The sequence below is a fragment of the Candidatus Methylomicrobium oryzae genome (assembly GCF_016745425.1).
GTDB classification, from domain to species: domain Bacteria; phylum Pseudomonadota; class Gammaproteobacteria; order Methylococcales; family Methylomonadaceae; genus Methylomicrobium; species Methylomicrobium oryzae.
In genome coordinates this window covers 1-16,233 of record NZ_JAERVK010000020.1, presented here as the reverse complement: position 1 = coordinate 16,233, position 16,233 = coordinate 1, and the positions used below count along the sequence as shown (strand labels likewise).

Annotated in this window: 16 protein-coding genes; 5 read left to right on the top strand and 11 right to left on the bottom strand. The window is 55.9% G+C overall.

Features of this window, described 5'->3' with window-relative positions; translation table 11 throughout:
* Window positions 1-219: 219 nt before the first annotated feature.
* A complete protein-coding gene (locus JJL52_RS18640; protein WP_202054015.1) occupies window positions 220-2,796 on the bottom strand; it encodes a chemotaxis protein CheW in 2,577 nt (858 codons plus the stop codon).
* A gap of 291 nt (window positions 2,797-3,087) precedes the next feature.
* On the opposite strand from JJL52_RS18640, the gene JJL52_RS18635 reads away from it, so the two are divergent.
* Entirely contained in the window at window positions 3,088-3,549 is a 462-nt protein-coding gene (locus tag JJL52_RS18635; protein WP_236994362.1) for a GNAT family N-acetyltransferase, read from the top strand.
* A 173-nt stretch (window positions 3,550-3,722) separates the two neighbouring features.
* Here the strand turns inward: JJL52_RS18635 and JJL52_RS18630 are convergent, their stop codons facing one another.
* Complete coding sequence (locus tag JJL52_RS18630; protein ID WP_202054014.1) at window positions 3,723-4,145, bottom strand: PIN domain-containing protein; 423 nt, start codon at window positions 4,143-4,145, stop codon at window positions 3,723-3,725.
* Window positions 4,142-4,399 (bottom strand): type II toxin-antitoxin system Phd/YefM family antitoxin, encoded by a 258-nt coding sequence (locus JJL52_RS18625; protein WP_202054013.1) that lies wholly within the window; start codon window positions 4,397-4,399, stop codon window positions 4,142-4,144. The genes JJL52_RS18630 and JJL52_RS18625 overlap by 4 nt, the downstream gene beginning before the upstream one ends.
* Window positions 4,400-4,608: 209 nt before the next feature.
* Between JJL52_RS18625 and JJL52_RS18620 the strand changes: the two genes are divergently transcribed.
* From JJL52_RS18620 to JJL52_RS18605, 4 genes are all read left to right on the top strand, one after another.
* Window positions 4,609-5,202: a recombinase family protein gene (locus JJL52_RS18620; RefSeq protein ID WP_202054012.1), complete on the top strand. Its 594-nt coding sequence runs from the start codon at window positions 4,609-4,611 to the stop codon at window positions 5,200-5,202.
* Window positions 5,203-5,233: 31 nt separating this feature from the next.
* Window positions 5,234-6,880: a DDE-type integrase/transposase/recombinase gene (locus JJL52_RS18615; RefSeq protein WP_202054065.1), complete on the top strand. Its 1,647-nt coding sequence runs from the start codon at window positions 5,234-5,236 to the stop codon at window positions 6,878-6,880.
* Window positions 6,870-7,850, top strand: a complete 981-nt coding sequence (locus JJL52_RS18610) for an ExeA family protein (protein WP_202054011.1) — start codon at window positions 6,870-6,872, stop codon at window positions 7,848-7,850. The genes JJL52_RS18615 and JJL52_RS18610 overlap by 11 nt, the downstream gene beginning before the upstream one ends.
* A 505-nt stretch (window positions 7,851-8,355) precedes the next feature.
* A complete protein-coding gene (locus JJL52_RS18605; protein WP_202054010.1) occupies window positions 8,356-8,724 on the top strand; it encodes an endonuclease domain-containing protein in 369 nt (122 codons plus the stop codon).
* Between the two features lie 204 nt (window positions 8,725-8,928).
* Here the strand turns inward: JJL52_RS18605 and JJL52_RS18600 are convergent, their stop codons facing one another.
* The 8 genes from JJL52_RS18600 to nifH all read right to left on the bottom strand — a co-directional run bounded on the left by JJL52_RS18600 (window position 8,929) and on the right by nifH (window position 16,000).
* Window positions 8,929-9,891, bottom strand: coding sequence for a hypothetical protein (locus tag JJL52_RS18600; protein WP_202054009.1), 963 nt, complete (start codon window positions 9,889-9,891; stop codon window positions 8,929-8,931).
* Window positions 9,884-10,648 (bottom strand): 4Fe4S-binding leucine-rich repeat protein, encoded by a 765-nt coding sequence (locus JJL52_RS18595; RefSeq protein ID WP_202054008.1) that lies wholly within the window; start codon window positions 10,646-10,648, stop codon window positions 9,884-9,886. The genes JJL52_RS18600 and JJL52_RS18595 overlap by 8 nt, the downstream gene beginning before the upstream one ends.
* Before the next feature lie 9 nt (window positions 10,649-10,657).
* Window positions 10,658-10,924: a DUF6129 family protein gene (locus JJL52_RS18590; RefSeq protein WP_202054007.1), complete on the bottom strand. Its 267-nt coding sequence runs from the start codon at window positions 10,922-10,924 to the stop codon at window positions 10,658-10,660.
* A gap of 131 nt (window positions 10,925-11,055) precedes the next feature.
* On the bottom strand, window positions 11,056-11,256 hold the full coding sequence (locus tag JJL52_RS18585; RefSeq protein ID WP_202054006.1) for a 4Fe-4S binding protein: 201 nt from the start codon (window positions 11,254-11,256) through the stop codon (window positions 11,056-11,058).
* 10 nt (window positions 11,257-11,266) lie between these two features.
* Window positions 11,267-11,479, bottom strand: a complete 213-nt coding sequence (nifT, locus tag JJL52_RS18580; protein WP_202054005.1) for a putative nitrogen fixation protein NifT — start codon at window positions 11,477-11,479, stop codon at window positions 11,267-11,269.
* Window positions 11,480-11,607: 128 nt separating this feature from the next.
* Entirely contained in the window at window positions 11,608-13,179 is a 1,572-nt protein-coding gene (nifK, locus tag JJL52_RS18575) for a nitrogenase molybdenum-iron protein subunit beta (protein ID WP_202054004.1), read from the bottom strand.
* A 243-nt stretch (window positions 13,180-13,422) separates the two neighbouring features.
* Window positions 13,423-14,904 carry a nitrogenase molybdenum-iron protein alpha chain gene (nifD, locus tag JJL52_RS18570; RefSeq protein ID WP_202054003.1) on the bottom strand — a complete coding sequence of 494 codons (1,482 nt, stop codon included), beginning with the start codon at window positions 14,902-14,904 and terminating at the stop codon, window positions 13,423-13,425.
* Between the two features lie 214 nt (window positions 14,905-15,118).
* Window positions 15,119-16,000, bottom strand: coding sequence for a nitrogenase iron protein (gene nifH, locus JJL52_RS18565; RefSeq protein ID WP_202054002.1), 882 nt, complete (start codon window positions 15,998-16,000; stop codon window positions 15,119-15,121).
* Window positions 16,001-16,233: the final 233 nt, after the last annotated feature.

Sequence of the window (16,233 nt, the reverse complement as noted above, 5' to 3'; positions counted from 1 at the left end):
ATAGGTTCTGCGGAGGGGCCTTGTGGCAAACAGCACAAGGCTGTGTTCGATTTTCAACAAAAGGGAAAAAAGGGAAATGTGCCGTTTCGGTTTCGGATCTGGCCGCGGCGTGAATTTGTGGAAGCGGGTGCGGACGGTTTACAGCTATCGGGAGGTTATGCGGTTGCGTAAGTTGGGTTGCGTGCTTTGCGCAACCCGCAACCCTTTCAATTGAATCCTTTACCTTTTCCGGACCGAGGACAGAATCAGGTTTTGATCCAGAACGACCAGCATCTGCCCGGACGCGTTGTTGTCGCAGAGGTTGACCAGCGATTTCACGTAGCCGCCGTCGCCGCGCAATAATTCATCGACCGGCTGGACTTGGCGCTTTTCAAAGGTGGGGATTGCATCGATATCGTCGACCAATAAACCGATGACTCCGCTTGCGGTCCGGACCACGACGATGATGCCTTTGATGTTTTCCGGATTTTCCGGATCGACCGGCGGCGTCCCGGTCAGAATTTTGCCGTCTACCACGATGATCGGGAATTTGTCGTTGCCTTCCTCCCCCCGGTTATCGTAATACATGATGCTGCCGACGATATAGGACTCGACGCCGGGCAGGCGGTTGATCCGCGCGGCTTCGACGGCTTCCAGTACCTCTGAGGCACGGAAGGCATAGACCTTGCTTCCGATATAAAACGTCGCCAGATCCACGGTTTCGCCGATGACCGGCTCTTGCGGATAGGTAATGACTTCGCGCTGGTCGGTAACGGCTGCTTCGGTTTTTTCTTCGCCGATGGGGATGAAGACGAAGGCGGCTACATCGTTTCGGTAGTCTCCCGTGGTTTTGAATTCGCGGTAGCCGCGCGACGAGTAACAGCCGACGGCATAGTAGGTTTTGTCATGAAGCACGATTCTCGATTTGCCGGAACCCGTTTGCAGTTCGGAAAATTCCTGGAGGATTTCGAGCGTTTCGCCGTTTTGATAGGGGGACGCTCCGGTCGAGGCGAGGATGCGCCCGCTGGGTCGCTCCACGAACAAACCGAAAACGCCGGCTTTTTCGGGCAGGCAGTCTTCCAGCATTTGCTTGAATTCGCGGGCCGAATCGAAAACGATCCCGATGCCGCCGACGACCTTGTTCGGATCGTCGAAATGGCGGATGGCCGCGTTATACACATAGGTCGGTTCGTCGCCGTACAGCCAGGTCTCTTCGAACGGCGATACCCGGTATTCCTGCGGCGAGCGCAAATAAAACGTCTCTTGCGCATAGGCGGCATTGACCGGCCTGTCCACCGCCTCCACGGGATCGTGATGGAGATTGGATTCGGCCACGATCATTCCCTTGATGTCGTAGATAAAGAGGCGCGTGTAGACCGTGTACAGTTTGTTGATATAGATCAGGATGTCGGTCATTTTCTGCTTGCCTTCTTCGTCCAGGCGGCCTTCGGACAGCAGGCGGCGGATTTCCGAAGTCAAGGCCCACCAGCGGCAGTCGTTGCTGCGTTCGTAAAGGTTTCGGTCCATGATGTCGATCATCAGCCGCGCAATGGATTCGGCATTGCGCAGTTCGGCGGTGATCATCGTGATGTGCAGCTTGCTGCTCGAATCGGCCAGCGCCTGGGCCGTGCGGGCGCCCATCGAACGAATCTGGCGCAGGATCGCCTTCAGCGACAGAAGATGGCCATGTTCGTTGGCGGCCATGATCTGCCCGTTCCAGATGACGCGGTGCAGGAACTGGTTGATGCCTTCGGCGGCGCCGGCGATCAGGCTGGACAGTTCGGTGGACAGGGCGTCGCCGTGGCGGAGGATTTCCGCGTTGATCTCCTTGTCGGAGGCGGATGCGCCGAAGGCCGATTGCAGCGGAATCATGGCGTGCCCGTACCATTCTTGGCCGACATAGCCCTGGTAGGGACGGCCCCGGTGCGTCACCGACAGGTATTCCCGCCCGGCGAAGTCGGTGATGCCGAACTCGCGGCCTTCCGGTACGGCTTCGATGCGGCGGCCGATCGGCACATGGTCGAAATCGCTGGTGGCAATGACTTTGGCGTCGGCGTTCAGCAGTAAAATGACCGCCTTGTCGCCTTTTTTCTGCAGGCTGCGAAAAATGCCTTCCATTTCGTTATCGAAGCGGAATGACAGGCACAAGATGCCGAGCACGGCGCCGTTGGCCGGGTCGGCAATGCGTTTCGAATAAATCAGCGCGCGGTCTGTGTCTGGACGCAGGCCGGTCTTTCCGAAAGTCTCGACATAGTCTTCGGTCGAATTCAACGTCCGGTGAATGATCGGGTCGGAAACGGTCTGTTCGATGGGAGCCGCTTCACGGTCTAGCCTGGCCAGAATGCGGCCCTGCGTATCCAGGACGATGATGTCGTCGTAGACGGTATATTTCGAGCCGTACTCGTCCAGCAGGCGGTTGATCGAGTCGGTGTCGGCTTCTGCGCCTTTGACGGCGTTCAGCACGAAATCGCAGATATCGGCGTTGGTGGCCAGAAACCCGATGTCCGCGGTGCGTTCGTACAGGTTCCGCACCAGAATGTCGATTGAGACTTGCGCCTTCGAGTTGAGCTCGAGGCAGGTTTTGTTGATTTCCTCGGAAACCAGCTGATGGGTCAGTTTCTTTTCCAGGTCGCCGAAACCCTGCTTGGTCGCCTCCATCGCGGGCAGGATGGATGCCGCCTCTTTAGGACAGCTGATTTCGGCGATCGACGAAATCAGCCCCCAGGTGCCGTTCAGTTCCCGGAGGATTTCCTTGCATTGGGCCACACTCCGGATATAGGGAGAAAATGTTTCGAAACGCTCAATCTCTGACAGCATGTCATTTATCCTTTCGCTTAAAATAGAGATCAGAAAAAATATTCAGTCTTCAAGCAATTTCTGCACCATCTTTACTATTTGTCGGCAAGGTCAGGGCTGCAATGTGTCGGGATGGAGCAATTTTCGCAATATGCACCAATATTGTGCGCATATATTGCACAGTACTGGTGCGATTGATTGGAAAAAGCGGTTCGGAGCTGAGGCCGGACCGAGAAAGCCGCGCAGTCGGGCAAGGCAAATGAACGACCTTCCCGGCGCTTTAGATCACCCTGTTCGACAGAACCGAATTTCATGAATATGCATATCAGAGAAGCCGTTATCGAAGACAACGAGGCGATTTGCCGGCTGCTGTCTTTGCTTTTCGATCAGGAGGCGGAGTTCAGACCCGATTTCGCAACGCAATCGAAAGGGGTCGGAGAAATCCTGTGCGATTCGGAAAAAGGCCGGTTCTTCGTGATCGAAGCGGCGGGCCGGGTCGCCGGCTGCGTCAGTTTGCTGTTTCTGGTGTCGACTGCGTTGGGCGGCAAGGTAGCCTGGCTGGAAGACTTCGTGTTGGAGGAATCGGCAAGAGGGCAGGGCTGGGGGACTCAATTGCTGGATTACGCGATTCGCTTTGCTGTTCGGGACGGGTGCAAGAGGATTACGGTTTTGACCGACAAGAACAATGCGGCGGCCCAGTCGCTTTATCGGAAGAAGGGCTTTAACTATTCCGAAATGATTCCGATGCGGCTCGTTTTTGAAAATCCCCCCTAACTGTAGCGGCCCGATAACATCAATCCCAGGACCCGATTACATCCGTTTTTCGGGACCCTATTAGCTGAGAATGTCCGGGCCTCAGAAACCAGATTAAACGAGAATGAGCCCAGATTAATTGAGAACAGCCCGATAACATCGGCCAGGAACCACATTAACCGAGAACGGCGAAATTACTCAGCGCCGATCAAATACATCGTCACGGTGCGGGTGGTCCATGTGGCTACGCCGCTGCCGAAGAAATCTTGATCCTCTGTCCATATGGGGCAATCTAATGCCAGAGCTGTGGCTAACACCGGCCAGTCACGACTATCGCGGATACGTTTCCTCGCTTTGGCCTCGAATTCGCAATAAACATCAAATTCAATACACTGCACCAGTGTTGGCAACCGGCTCAGTACGGCAGCGCCGACTTCCCAATCGAGGCCTCGTGCCGCAAAGATGGGCGGGAGATACTTCTCGGCATCCGCAAAAGCATCGTCGGGGGCAAAGAAGGCCGTTGTGCCGTAGTATTGGTCTAATAGCTTAAAGACTCGCTGACCCAGCACGGCCCGGACAAGAATGTTAGCGTCAAGCACCAGAGCTTGACGACTCATGGCTTGTCAGTCGCGCGACGCGTTTTGAAATCGGCCACAATCTCCTCTTCTGAAGCGCCCAACTCAGACAGCATCGCTTCCAGTTTCGCCGCTGCCTGTTTGAGCGCATCCAGCTCTGCTTGATTACGTCCCCGATGTGCCGGAATGTAATAGCCGATGGTTTCCCCGTGACGGGTGATCGTGATTGGCGACACGGATTCCAGATAGGAAGGCAAATGTGCCCGGAACTCTTTCACGCCCACTTTAGTTTCCATAACGTCCTCTTTGTGTACTTAGGTGTACACATTATAGCGCTACTGCCGGGGTTCGACAAAACGATCATTTTGTCGAACCCCGGCAGCCAGGCCATTTTCCGTCGAAATAAGACTGTTTTCAGTGCAGATTACTGGTTCTACAAATCAAAGTTCGATTTACTTTTGGGTGATGAGTATAATGGACGATACGCATACGACAAAAGATTCCCATGAATATTGGTTACGCCCGCGTCAGTACCCGCGATCAGACCGTAGCGCTTCAGGTCGATGCGCTGAAGGAGGTGGGCTGCGCCAAGGTTTACGCGGAAGTCATCAGCGGCGCGGCGACCGAGCGGCCGATATTGGCCAAGCTACTCGAAGAGGTGCGGCCGGGTGACATCGTGGTGGTTTGGAAGCTGGATCGTCTGGGGCGTTCGCTCAAGCATCTGGTTGAGACCGTCAATCTGCTGTTACAGCGGGATGTCGGCATCAAGAGCCTCAATGATCCAATCGACACCACAACGCCGCAAGGACGTCTGGTGTTTAATCTTTTCGCTTCCTTGGCCGAATTTGAACGCGATGTGATTCGCGAGCGCACGCAAGCCGGTCTTTCCGCCGCCCGCGCATGTGGACGCACCGGCGGACGCCCGAAAGGCTTGCCGCAGAAAGCCCTATCCACCGCTTGCGCCGCCGAAACACTGTACCGTGAAGGCAAACTCAGCGCCCAGCAAATTGCCGAGCATTTGCATATTTCCAAGAGCACTTTATACGCCTATCTGCGCCATCGCGGCGTACCCCTCGGCGTATCGAGAGCGGTTCGGTAGAACCGGGACTTATCCAGTGCCCAGAAAGATCATTCCGTCCGAGACCTTGATCGCTCTGGCACGGCGGCTGGCATTACTGCCGACTCGCAGCCACGAACGCCGCCTGGTCGTGGCGGAAACCGCGCAGACGTTTGGTGTTTCCGAGCCCACCTTGTACCGGGCGCTGGCTGAGCGATGCCGGCCAAAGGCTTTGCGCCGCGCTGATCGCGGAATACCGCGCGTGCTGCCGGCAGAGCAGTTGGAACACTACTGCGAATTAATCGCCGCGATAAAAGTGCGGACTTCCAATAAGAAAGGCCGACATCTCTCGACCGCCGAATCGATCCGGCTGATCGAGACGTTCGGGATCGATACTCCCGATGGCCATGTCCAGGCCGCTGTCGGCACACTCAATAAGACCACGGTGAATCGCTATCTCAAACAATGGGGCTACGACCGTACGACACTGGGGCGGCCACCGCCTGCGGTACGTTTCCAGGCGGAGCACAGCAACGATTGCTGGCAATTCGACCTGTCGCCATCGGACCTCAAGGAAGTCGAGGCTCCGTCATGGATTCGTCCGGATATGAAGGCGCCCACCCTGATGCTGTTTTCCGTCGTTGATGATCGCAGTGGCGTGGCTTACCAGGAGTACCACTGCGTTTACGGCGAGGATGTCGTCACCGCCTTACGGTTTCTATTCAACGCCATGGCCGCAAAAGCATCGCCCGACACCCTATTACAAGGCATTCCGTTGATCATTTATACGGATAACGGTCCCGTGGCACGTAGCCAGGTATTTCAGCGCGTGATGCACTACCTTGGCATCGAGTTGCGCACACACCTGCCGGCCGGCAAAGACGGCCGCCGTACCACGGCCCGTTCCAAAGGCAAAGTCGAGCGCCCATTCCGCACCGTGAAAGAGGTGCACGAAACCTTGTATCATTTCCAGAAACCGCGCGATGAAGCCGAGGCCAATGCCTGGTTACAGAATTTCCTGATTCGCTACAACGCAATGGATCATCGGTCTGAGCCGCACTCGCGCGCCGAAGATTGGTTGCAGAACCTTCCCGCCGGCGGCATTCGGGCGATGTGCAGTTGGGAACGTTTTTGCACCTTTGCCCGCGAACCGGAACGGCGCAAGGTGGCGATCGATGCACGCGTCACGGTGGACGGCACACCGTATGAGGTCGATTCTGACTTAGCCGGTGAGGATGTCGTGCTGTGGTGGGGACTGTTCGACCAGGAATTGTTTGTCGAGCACGGTGAAAAACGCTTCGGCCCTTACTTGCCGGTCGGCGGCCCCATTCCATTGAATCGCTACCGCACTTTCAAGAAATCAGCCGCACAGACGCGTGCGGATCGCATTGAGACATTGGCCGCTCAACTCGAATTGCCGCGCGCCGCTCTGGAAAGTCGCCCCGACGTCGCGGTATTCATCCGGCCCGACGGCTTACCCACGCAAGCGTTTGCCGATCCCGACCCCTTCAACCAGTTGACTTACCCGAGTCTACTGGCGGCGAAACGCGCCATTTCGGAATTTTTGGGTTTGCCACTGGCGAAATTGCCTGCCGATCAGCTTGCCAGAATCAATGAGCTTGTCCAGTCCACGCTGAACAAGCAGGCAGTGCTGGCACGGGTCCGTGCCTGTATCGAACCTGTCAAACATTTATCGGAGAACCCACCTCATGCTGAGTGACATTAGAAACCACTACGGTCTCATCCGGGAAATGAGTTCGATTAGCCAGATCGCCTATTTCGAAACGACCCAATTACAGCAGGTCGTCACTGAACTGAAGCTGGCCATCAAGGACAGCAAGCTCATCGTATTGGCCGGCATGGTCGGTACCGGTAAAACCGCGATGCTGCAAAAAATCCAGGACTTGCTGGAACAAGATAAAGCCATCTTGATTGCCAATTCCTTGGCTTTGGATGTGAGCCAAGTCACACCCGCAACGCTGGTACAGACATTATTCAGCGATCTGTCCATCGATAAGGACGACCCTATGCCCAAAGCGGTAGGACTACGAGAACGGGCGTTGCGCGAACTGATTCGCAAACGGAAAAAGCCCGTCGCATTGTTCATTGATGACGCTCACCAACTGCCGAGCAAGACTCTGATTGCCCTGAAACGCTTGATGGAAATCGTGCGGAGCGGCAAAGGTACGCTGTCTGTGGTGTTGGCCGGGCACCCAAAGCTCAAGAACGACTTGCTGCGCCCGTCAATGGAGGAAATTGGCGCGCGGACAACGTTTTTCGAACTGAACGGCTTCGGACACGACAAGAAAAAGTACGTGTGCTGGTTGCTCGATCAAGTTACGGTAGCAGAAACCAAGCTGGATACTTTAATCACCGATGCTGCCGTGACATTACTCTGCGAGAAATTGACGACACCGTTACAGTTTGAGCTTTATTTAACGCGCGCTTTCGAGGAGGCTTTCCGCGTCGGCCAGAAACCGGTGGACGCCGATACCATTCACGATATTTTGGCGCCGGACCTGGATGGATTGGAAGCACGTCTGACGCGAAACGGTTACAACGTCAGGATGTTGACCGACATACTCGCCGCCAAACCCAAGGAAATCCGCTCATTCCTGAGCGGTCAATTACCGCCTGAACGAACCCAAGAACTCCACGATCAATTGCTGGCTGCCGGCGTACTACTGTAAGGCGTAACGCATGAGCGGCAAAGCCGGTAGCCGTTCTCGGTTAATGTGGTTCCTGGCCGATGTTATCGGGCTGTTCTCAATTAATCTGGGCTCATTCTCGTTTAATCTGGTTTCTGAGGCCCGGACATTCTCAGCTAATAGGGTCCCGAAAAACGGATGTAATCGGGTCCTGGGATTGATGTTATCGGGCCGCTACACCTAACCCCCCTTTTTCAAAGGGGGGAAAAGCGGCAGGGCATCGAGGATTTTTGGCGTTTATATTGAAGGAACGCCTTTTTTCAAAGGGGAAAAGCGGGAGGGGTAGATTTATACGGTCAGGACGATATTCCGCTTTGATAAGGAAGAGAAGAAGTATCCCTGTTAACTTCAATAATGACAAACAAGACAATATCCCTTTGAAAAAAAGGGGGAAAGCGGCCAGCTTCGGCAATGGCCAAAATCCAGACCAAGACCAAGACCAAGACAATACCCCCCTTTGAAAAAGGGGGGCCAGGGGGGATTTCCAATGCTAACTTACAACCCGAACCTTAAATTCAAAGCCCGCAGCTTGCGCAGCAACATGACCGATGCCGAGAACATGCTGTGGTCGCGTGTGCGGCGCAAACAAATTCCGGGCGTGCAGTTTTATCGGCAGAAGCCGATAGGCGATTACATTGTGGATTTTTACGCTCCCCAAGCGAAATTGGTGATCGAATTGGACGGCGGGCAGCATTTTGAACCGGAGCAACAGCGTTATGACGGACGAAGAGCTTTGTATCTGCAAAAACAGGGGTTGGCGGTGCTGCGGTTTACGAACGTTGAGGTGTTAAAAAATATTGAAGGAGTGATGGAGGTTATTTTTCGGGAGGTGCGGAAGGAGGTAGGGCATTTTTAAATCCCCCCTGGCCCCCCTTTTTCAAAGGGGGGATGTTGTCTCGGTTGTTGTTGAAATTAGCGACGCCGCTTCTTCCCTCCGCTAAAAAAGGGGGGAAAAGAAGCATTATAGATTGCAATGATTATTACTCCTTTTGAAAAAAAGGATTATTACCTCCCTTTGAAAAAGGGGGGGCAGGGGGGATTTATAACCGGCATTGCTGTTTCAAACATTATAAGGATTCGCAATCCAGTCCCTCAGAACCGCTTCGTCCTTTTCCGGCAGATAGGCGAAATCGCCGGAGATGTCGCGGTATACCGATTCGGCGCTGTGCGTCGAGACGAGCCTGCCTTTCAGCATATAGAAAAACCAAGCGAAAGGGTAACCGGCCTGCCGGTCGAAGCGGCCCAGCACGCTGCAGAGCGCCTGACCTTTCTTGCCGGCGAAGTCTTCCAGATGCGGCAGGCGGTTTTGGTGGATGTTCACGATTTCGGCGTTTACGATCTGCTCGCCGAAGCGGCCGGTATGGCGGTAGGGGCGGATGATCCAGTCGCCGGACATTTTGGCTTTCTGCCCGGCGCTGCTGCGGTTCCAGTCGTCGATGAAGCGCTGTACCGGATGGCGGCTCGGATGGCGTTCGCCGATCACTTCCATGAACAGCTTCACGTCGGTTTTGCGCCGGTAGGTGTAGCGGGAATGGCCGAAGCAGACGCTTTCGATCCGGAAAGGCTGCATAGGATCGATGAATTCTTCAAGGTCTTCCGGCGGATGCGCGGCGTCGACCAGCATCCGGTCCGAGACTTCGAGCGTCTTGTCGATTTCGATCAGCGTGAAGTTTTCGGCGCACGGTCCGGTCTGGACCACAAAATACAGCGTCTTGCCGGTCTGCCGGGTCGCGATCAATTGCTGCTCGACAGTGTAATCGATCAGCGTTTGCAGGTTCTGCCCACATTCCAGATAGCTGCGCTCGACCCATTCAGTCAGGTCATTCGAAATGCGTGTGCCGTGAAGATCCACAACGCCCCCGAGCCGATACCATTCGTCGCCGGCCATCGCGAGCCGGATCGGATAATCGGGGATCAGGCTCTGCAGTTTGCCGAGCAGAATGTCGTCGTTCCGGTCCGGAATGATCTTTTTGCAGCAGTCGGTAATGTCCTGTCCGGCGAGGACTAAACGGGCTTCAGTCATGGTCGGGGTTTAAAGCTTGAGTGGAGTGGAGGCGCTGCCTGGCCAGGTCGCGTACATCGGGCTCGGGGTCGTCGGCCAGGGCGGCTAAATTTAGGGGATCGACTTTCAGGGCGGCGGTATAGCGGACGACCCAGTCGGCGTCGTTCAGCAGCACGACCGCGTCTTCGGGCGGCATCCGTTCGGCGACGCTCCGGCGTACGTCGGGCGAGGGGTCGTGCGCCATCAGGCCCAGGCTGACTTCCGGCAGGCGTTCGGCGACCAGCTTGCGGACCTGCACGTCCGTGTCCTTGATAAAGCGGAACAGGCGCCCGGCCGGCAGGCGCTTGACGACCGCCAGGCGGACGATGTAATCGTGATCGTTCGCCATCAGTTCCAGGTGCTGAAGGTCGAGGCGGCCAGCGACCGTCATTCTGACCTCGCGGTCCGGATCGTGGACCCAGGTCAGGAGTTGATGCGCGGGCAGGCGGAAGGCGACGACGCGCCGGACCACTTCGTCTTCGTCATCGATCAGCGCCTGCAGGGCTTTTTCGGGCGCATAGCGCGCGGCGATCGCGCGCCGCTCCCAGAATTCGTCCTGCAGGTAATGCATCGCATACACCGGATTGACCCGGAAAAAGCGGTCGATCTGCCGGCCGCTTTGTACGGATACGCAAGTATCGCCCGGCATGCAGCGACCCATCAGCAAGGTCTTGTTCCGGAACGGGCACAGGCTGCAATCGCCGAACGGCGTCGTTACCGTATCGTCTGACTCCGCCATCGACGCGCCTTACGCTTCGAGTATTTCGGCAATCACGATGCCGGAGGCATGTTCGTAATTCCGGGTCAGGCACAGGCAGTGTTCGCGCCCGTCGACCAGGTACAGGTTGAATCCTGGCTGTTCGAGTGCCGGCTGGTGATTGCCGATATCGTCTTCCATGCAGTAGGTGAAGTGAATGCCGGGATATTCGCTGCGGAGTACGGCCACGACCGACTCGTTTAGCGTAAGGGCATTGATCGCGAGCGCGATACTTTCGAGGAGTTCTGGGCTGATCATGAGGATATTTCCGTTTTGCATGGATGCAGGAGGTTGGGCAACGCATGGAGCAGTTGCCGAAAGGCGCTAGCCGAAACCCATCATGATGCCTTCCGCGATGGGTTTCGCTTCGCTATACCCATCCTACGCGACTACGCAACGAGCGGCAGGATGCAGTTGTCGATCGGGCACACTTTCACGCATTGCGGCTGATCGTAATCGCCGTTGCATTCGGTGCAGGTTTTCTTGTTGATTTCGAACACGACCGGACCCTCCTTGATCGAATCGGTCGGGCAGACCGGTTTGCAGTCTCCGCAGGAAATGCATTCTTCGGCAACAATATATAAAGCCATGGCGGCCTCCTTATAAGCGTTTCGCTTGCAATGTAATGGGAATTTTCGGCGGCGCGTCCAGAAGATCGAAATAGTAGCGGGAGCCGTCGCCTAACACGACCTCGCCGCCCCACTTGTCGGGCCTGTCGAACTCGATCGATTCGATCGTTTCTTCCAGATCTTTCTTGGCGACGTAAAACAGCAGCTTGCCGTCTTCACGTTTTCTGAGCATCACGCTGGGCATGGGATTCTCCAAACGATGTGATTTGATTAGATAAAGGTAGGCTGGGTTGGAGCAAAGCGGAAACCCGGCATGGGGGTTCGCTACACTGGGTTTCGCAGCCGCTCAACCCAGCCTACGCCATTCGATCGTTACCGAATCAAATCGTAGTTGTAGTCCGTGGTGCCCATGCCCTTGGTTTCCTTGTCCAGCTGCTCCAGCACCGCATTGACCAGGGTCGTCAGGATATACATTGCGCCTTCGTAGCCGAGCGTGGTCATCCGGTGCAGATGGTGCCGGTCGAAGATCGGGAAGCCGATCCGGATCAGCGGCACTTCGTACTGTTCGCCTTTATAGAAGGTATCGCGCTGGATGAATTTGCCGTAAGAGTTGCCGATCATGAAGTCCGGCTTGTTGGTGAACATCAGCGAGCGGAAATGCCAGAGGTCGCAGCTGATGTGCACGGTCGCGTTCTGGCCGTAAGGGGAGGCTTTCAAAACTTCTTCGCAGGCTTTTTTCCAGCGCTTGTTCGCATGGCTGACCAAGACGTCGGTCACTTCGGCGCCCAGTTCGAGCAGGAACTTGGTCATGCCCAGCGCGAAATCGGCGTCGCCGTACAACGCGAATTTCTTGCCGTGCAGCCAGGCGTGCGAGTCGGTCATCATGTCGACCAGGCGGCCGCGCTCTTTTTCGAGCGATTCCGGAATCGGCTTGCCGCTCAACTCCGACACCTTCATCAGCAGCGCGTCGGTCCATTCGAGCCCCATCGGAATGTTCAGCTTCGGCACCTCGTGCTTCCAGGTGTTTTGCACAAACTTCTTGGTTTTTTCCAGCTGCCAGGGCTGCAAGAGGATCGTGTCGACCGCATTCGGCGCGTCCTTGACTTCGTCGTAGGAAGTGCCGCCCGCGTACATCCGGAAATGGCCGTCGGCCGGCGTGTCGAGCACTTCGGTCGGATCGCTGAGCAGCGAGTAGCCGACGCCCATCTCCTTCATCATCCGGTGGATCACGCGGAAATTGCCGAGGTAGGTCTCGAAGCCGGGAACGAAGTTGATCTTGGCGTTCGCGCCGACTTCCTTCTCTTCCATGTGGTTCAGCGTGTAATAACGGATGATCCCTTCGAACATGTTGTCCCAGCCGGTGGTATGGCTGCCGACGAAGCTCGGGGTATGCGCGAACGGCACCGGATAGTCCTGCTCGATATGGCCTTCCTTCTTCGCGTTGTTGATGAATGCATTCAGGTCGTCGCCGATCACTTCGGCCATGCAGGTCGTCGAGACCGCGATCACGTCGGGTTGATACAGCGCTTTCGCGTTTTCGAGGCCGGCGAACATGTTTTTCTGGCCGCCGAATACCGCTGCATCCTCGGTCATCGAATCGGAGACGCAGGCCACCGGTTCCTTGAAATGGCGGTTGAAATAAGTCCTAAAGTAAGCAACGCAGCCTTGCGAGCCGTGCACGTAGGGCAGAGTCTTCTCGAAACCCAAGGCGCAGAGCACCGCGCCGAGCGGCTGGCAGGCCTTGGCCGGGTTTACGGTCAGGGCTTCGCGTTTGAAATTCAGTTCCTGATATTCCTGGGTGGTGGTCCATTCGAAGACTTCGTCGATCTTCTCCTGCGGATGGCGTTCCTCGTAGAGCGCCCGTTTGTTGGCCAGGTTGTCCTTGTATTCGTCGGTGCGGAACAAGGGGTAGCTGGGTTGAATGTTGTCGACTTGTTGGCTCATGATGATCTCCTAACGCTCCACCAATCTGTGGACGGCGTTGATTGGATTGCGTCGGGTTATGGTTATACGAACCCGACCTACATTTTTGATATAGCGTAGGTTGGGTTAGGCGAAGCCGTAACCCAACATTGATCGTAAGCGTTCACCTCCCCCTTTAAAAAAGGGGGATTGAGGGGGATTTATTTGAATAAATCTCCCCTAACCCCTCTTTTTCAAAGAGGGGAATTGAACGCTCCGTTGATCTTACGCCACCGCCTTGACCGCTTCGCTGCCGGCCGCCTCGGTTTTCCAGGGCGCCTTGATGTTCTTCCAGCACGGATTGTTCAAGGTCATGTCCATGTCGCGGGCGAAGATCGCAAAACCGTCGTAGCCGTGATAAGGGCCCGAGTAATCCCAGGAATGCATCTGCCGGAACGGGATGCCCATTTTCTGGAAGATGTATTTTTCCTTGATGCCGGAGCCGATCAGGTCGGGCTGGATCTTCTTCACGAACTCTTCGAATTCGTAACCGGTCACGTCGTCATAAAGCAGCGTCGCGTTGCCCATTTCCTTGATCGTACGGTCGTAGTCGTCGTTGTGTCCGAACTCGTAGCCGGTGCCGACCACTTCCATGCCCAGATCCTCGTAGGCGCCGATCACATGGCGCGGACGCAGGCCGCCGACGTACAGCATCACTTTCTTGCCCTGCAGGCGGGGTTTGTATTTCGCGATCACCGCTTCGTATTCGGCCTGGTAACGCTCGATCACGCGCTCGGCGCCTTCCTTGATCGTGTCGTCGAAATGCGCGGCGATTCGGCGCAGACTTTCGGCGATCTTGGTCGGGCCGAAAAAGTTGTATTCGATCCAGGGGATGCTGTACTTCTCTTCCATGTGCCGGGCGATGTAGTTCATCGAACGGTAGCAGTGGATCAGGTTTAGTTTCACTTTCGGGGTTTTTTCGATTTCCGCGATCGTGCCGTCGCCGGACCATTGCGCGACGACTCTGAGCCCCATTTCTTCCAGCAGGGTGCGCGAAGCCCAGGCGTCGCCGCCGATGTTGTAATCGCCGATCACCGCAACGTCGTAAGGGGTGGTCGGAAAGCTGTCGTCGCCGTCGCGTTTGTCCAGCACCCAGTCGCGGATCGCGTCGTTCGCGATATGGTGGCCGAGCGACTGCGAGACGCCGCGGAAGCCCTCGCAGCGGACCGGTACGATCGTCTTGCCGTGCTCCTTGGTCTTGACCTTCGAGACCGCTTCGATATCGTCGCCGATCAGGCCGATCGGGCACTCGGACTGGATCGAGATGCCTTTGTTCAGCGGGAACAGCGCTTCGATCTCGTCGATCAGCTTCGCGAGTTTCTTGTCGCCGCCGAACACGATGTCCTTTTCCTGGAAGTCGGAAGTGAAGTTCATCGTGCCGAACGTATTCACGCCGGTGGTGCCGACATAATAGTTGCGGCGTCCGGCGCGCGAATATTGCCCGCAGCCGACCGGGCCGTGCGAAATGTGGATCATGTCCTTGATCGGTCCCCATACCACCCCTTTCGAACCGGCATAGGCGCAGCCCCGGATCGTCATCACGCCGGGCAGCGATTTACGGTTCGAGGTGATGCATTTGTTCGATTTTTCCAGGCTTTGGTCGTTGACCGCCAAGTGCTTGGCGCGGTCTTTCTTCGCTTTTTCGGGATAGACTTCCAGCACTTCCTGGATCAGCGCTTCGGTCTCTTCTTTGGTCATGGCTGCCATGATGTTTTCTCCTTCGGCCGCGGGCAATCCCCCGACAAGCCGGTATTGGAAGAGTAGGCCGGGTTTACCCTAGGACATAAAAGCGTAGCGTAACCCAACCTACATTAAGCGTAAGCGTTCAGTCCCCCTCTTTGAAAATGAGGGGTTAGGGGAGATTTTTTAAATAAATCTCCCTCGATCCCCCTTTTTCAAAGGGGGAGGTGAACGCTTACCATTAAGCGGAAACCTCGGCCGCCGCAGTCTTGCCGACGATCGATTCGTCTTCCGCTTCCATGATGCCGAATTCCATTAACAGGTCTTCCAGCTCATCCATTGTGATCGGCGACGGAATGACCAGTTTTTTGTTTTCGACGATCTTGCTCGCGAGGCTCCGGTATTCGTCGGCTTGTTTAGAGGTCGGATCGTATTCGATCACGGTCATCCGGCGGATTTCGGCGCGTTGCACGACGTTGTCGCGCGGCACGAAATGAATCATATGGGTGCCGAGGCGCGCGGCCAGGGTTTCGATCAGCTCGTCTTCTCGGTCGGTGTTGCGGCTGTTGCAGATCAGGCCGGCCAGGCGCACGCCGCCGGAGTTCGCGTATTTGACGATCCCTTTCGCGATGTTGTTGGCCGCGTACATCGCCATCATTTCGCCGGAGCAGACGATATAGATTTCCTGCGCCTTGTTTTCGCGGATCGGCATCGCGAAACCGCCGCAGACGACGTCGCCGAGTACGTCGTAGAACACGAAGTCCAGATCCTCGTCGTAGGCGCCTTCTTCTTCCAGGAAGTTGATCGCGGTAATCACGCCGCGGCCCGCGCAGCCGACGCCGGGCTCAGGACCGCCGGACTCGACGCATTTGATGTCGCCGTAGCCGACCTTCAGCACGTCTTCCAGTTCCAGATCTTCCACGCTGCCCGCGTCGGCAGCCATCTGCATGATCGAGTTTTGCGCCTTCGCATGCAGAATCAAACGGGTAGAGTCGGCTTTCGGATCGCAGCCGACAATCATGACTTTCTTGCCGAGCTCGGCCAAGCCGGCAACCAGGTTTTGCGTGGTGGTGGACTTGCCGATGCCACCCTTGCCGTAAATAGCACATTGACGTAACGCCATGATCTTCTCCTCTTGTTAACGGGTTGTTGATGACAATCGGAGTAGTGCAATGGCTGTGCCAAAATGACTATAATGTGTAACTGTTTGTTTTATAAGTTAAATTATTTGTATGGCGGGCCAGGGGAATTGGTCACATACCATACATTTTGTATGGTGATGTGGTTTTAACAACAGTGAACTCATCACCTATCAGTTTCAGATAAACTATGCCGTGTACACAACTATTGATTCAA

Bases quoted from the DNA above. Each gene is read 5' to 3' on its own strand.
- JJL52_RS18640 (WP_202054015.1), bottom strand. From the start codon at position 2,796: ATGCTGTCAGAGATTGAGCGTTTCGAAACATTTTCTCCCTATATCCGG.
- JJL52_RS18635 (WP_236994362.1), top strand. From the start codon at position 3,088: ATGAATATGCATATCAGAGAAGCCGTTATCGAAGACAACGAGGCGATT.
- JJL52_RS18630 (WP_202054014.1), bottom strand. From the start codon at position 4,145: ATGAGTCGTCAAGCTCTGGTGCTTGACGCTAACATTCTTGTCCGGGCC.
- JJL52_RS18625 (WP_202054013.1), bottom strand. From the start codon at position 4,399: ATGGAAACTAAAGTGGGCGTGAAAGAGTTCCGGGCACATTTGCCTTCC.
- JJL52_RS18620 (WP_202054012.1), top strand. From the start codon at position 4,609: ATGAATATTGGTTACGCCCGCGTCAGTACCCGCGATCAGACCGTAGCG.
- JJL52_RS18610 (WP_202054011.1), top strand. From the start codon at position 6,870: ATGCTGAGTGACATTAGAAACCACTACGGTCTCATCCGGGAAATGAGT.
- JJL52_RS18605 (WP_202054010.1), top strand. From the start codon at position 8,356: ATGCTAACTTACAACCCGAACCTTAAATTCAAAGCCCGCAGCTTGCGC.
- JJL52_RS18600 (WP_202054009.1), bottom strand. From the start codon at position 9,891: ATGACTGAAGCCCGTTTAGTCCTCGCCGGACAGGACATTACCGACTGC.
- JJL52_RS18595 (WP_202054008.1), bottom strand. From the start codon at position 10,648: ATGGCGGAGTCAGACGATACGGTAACGACGCCGTTCGGCGATTGCAGC.
- JJL52_RS18590 (WP_202054007.1), bottom strand. From the start codon at position 10,924: ATGATCAGCCCAGAACTCCTCGAAAGTATCGCGCTCGCGATCAATGCC.
- JJL52_RS18585 (WP_202054006.1), bottom strand. From the start codon at position 11,256: ATGGCTTTATATATTGTTGCCGAAGAATGCATTTCCTGCGGAGACTGC.
- nifT (WP_202054005.1), bottom strand. From the start codon at position 11,479: ATGCCCAGCGTGATGCTCAGAAAACGTGAAGACGGCAAGCTGCTGTTT.
- nifK (WP_202054004.1), bottom strand. From the start codon at position 13,179: ATGAGCCAACAAGTCGACAACATTCAACCCAGCTACCCCTTGTTCCGC.
- nifD (WP_202054003.1), bottom strand. From the start codon at position 14,904: ATGGCAGCCATGACCAAAGAAGAGACCGAAGCGCTGATCCAGGAAGTG.
- nifH (WP_202054002.1), bottom strand. From the start codon at position 16,000: ATGGCGTTACGTCAATGTGCTATTTACGGCAAGGGTGGCATCGGCAAG.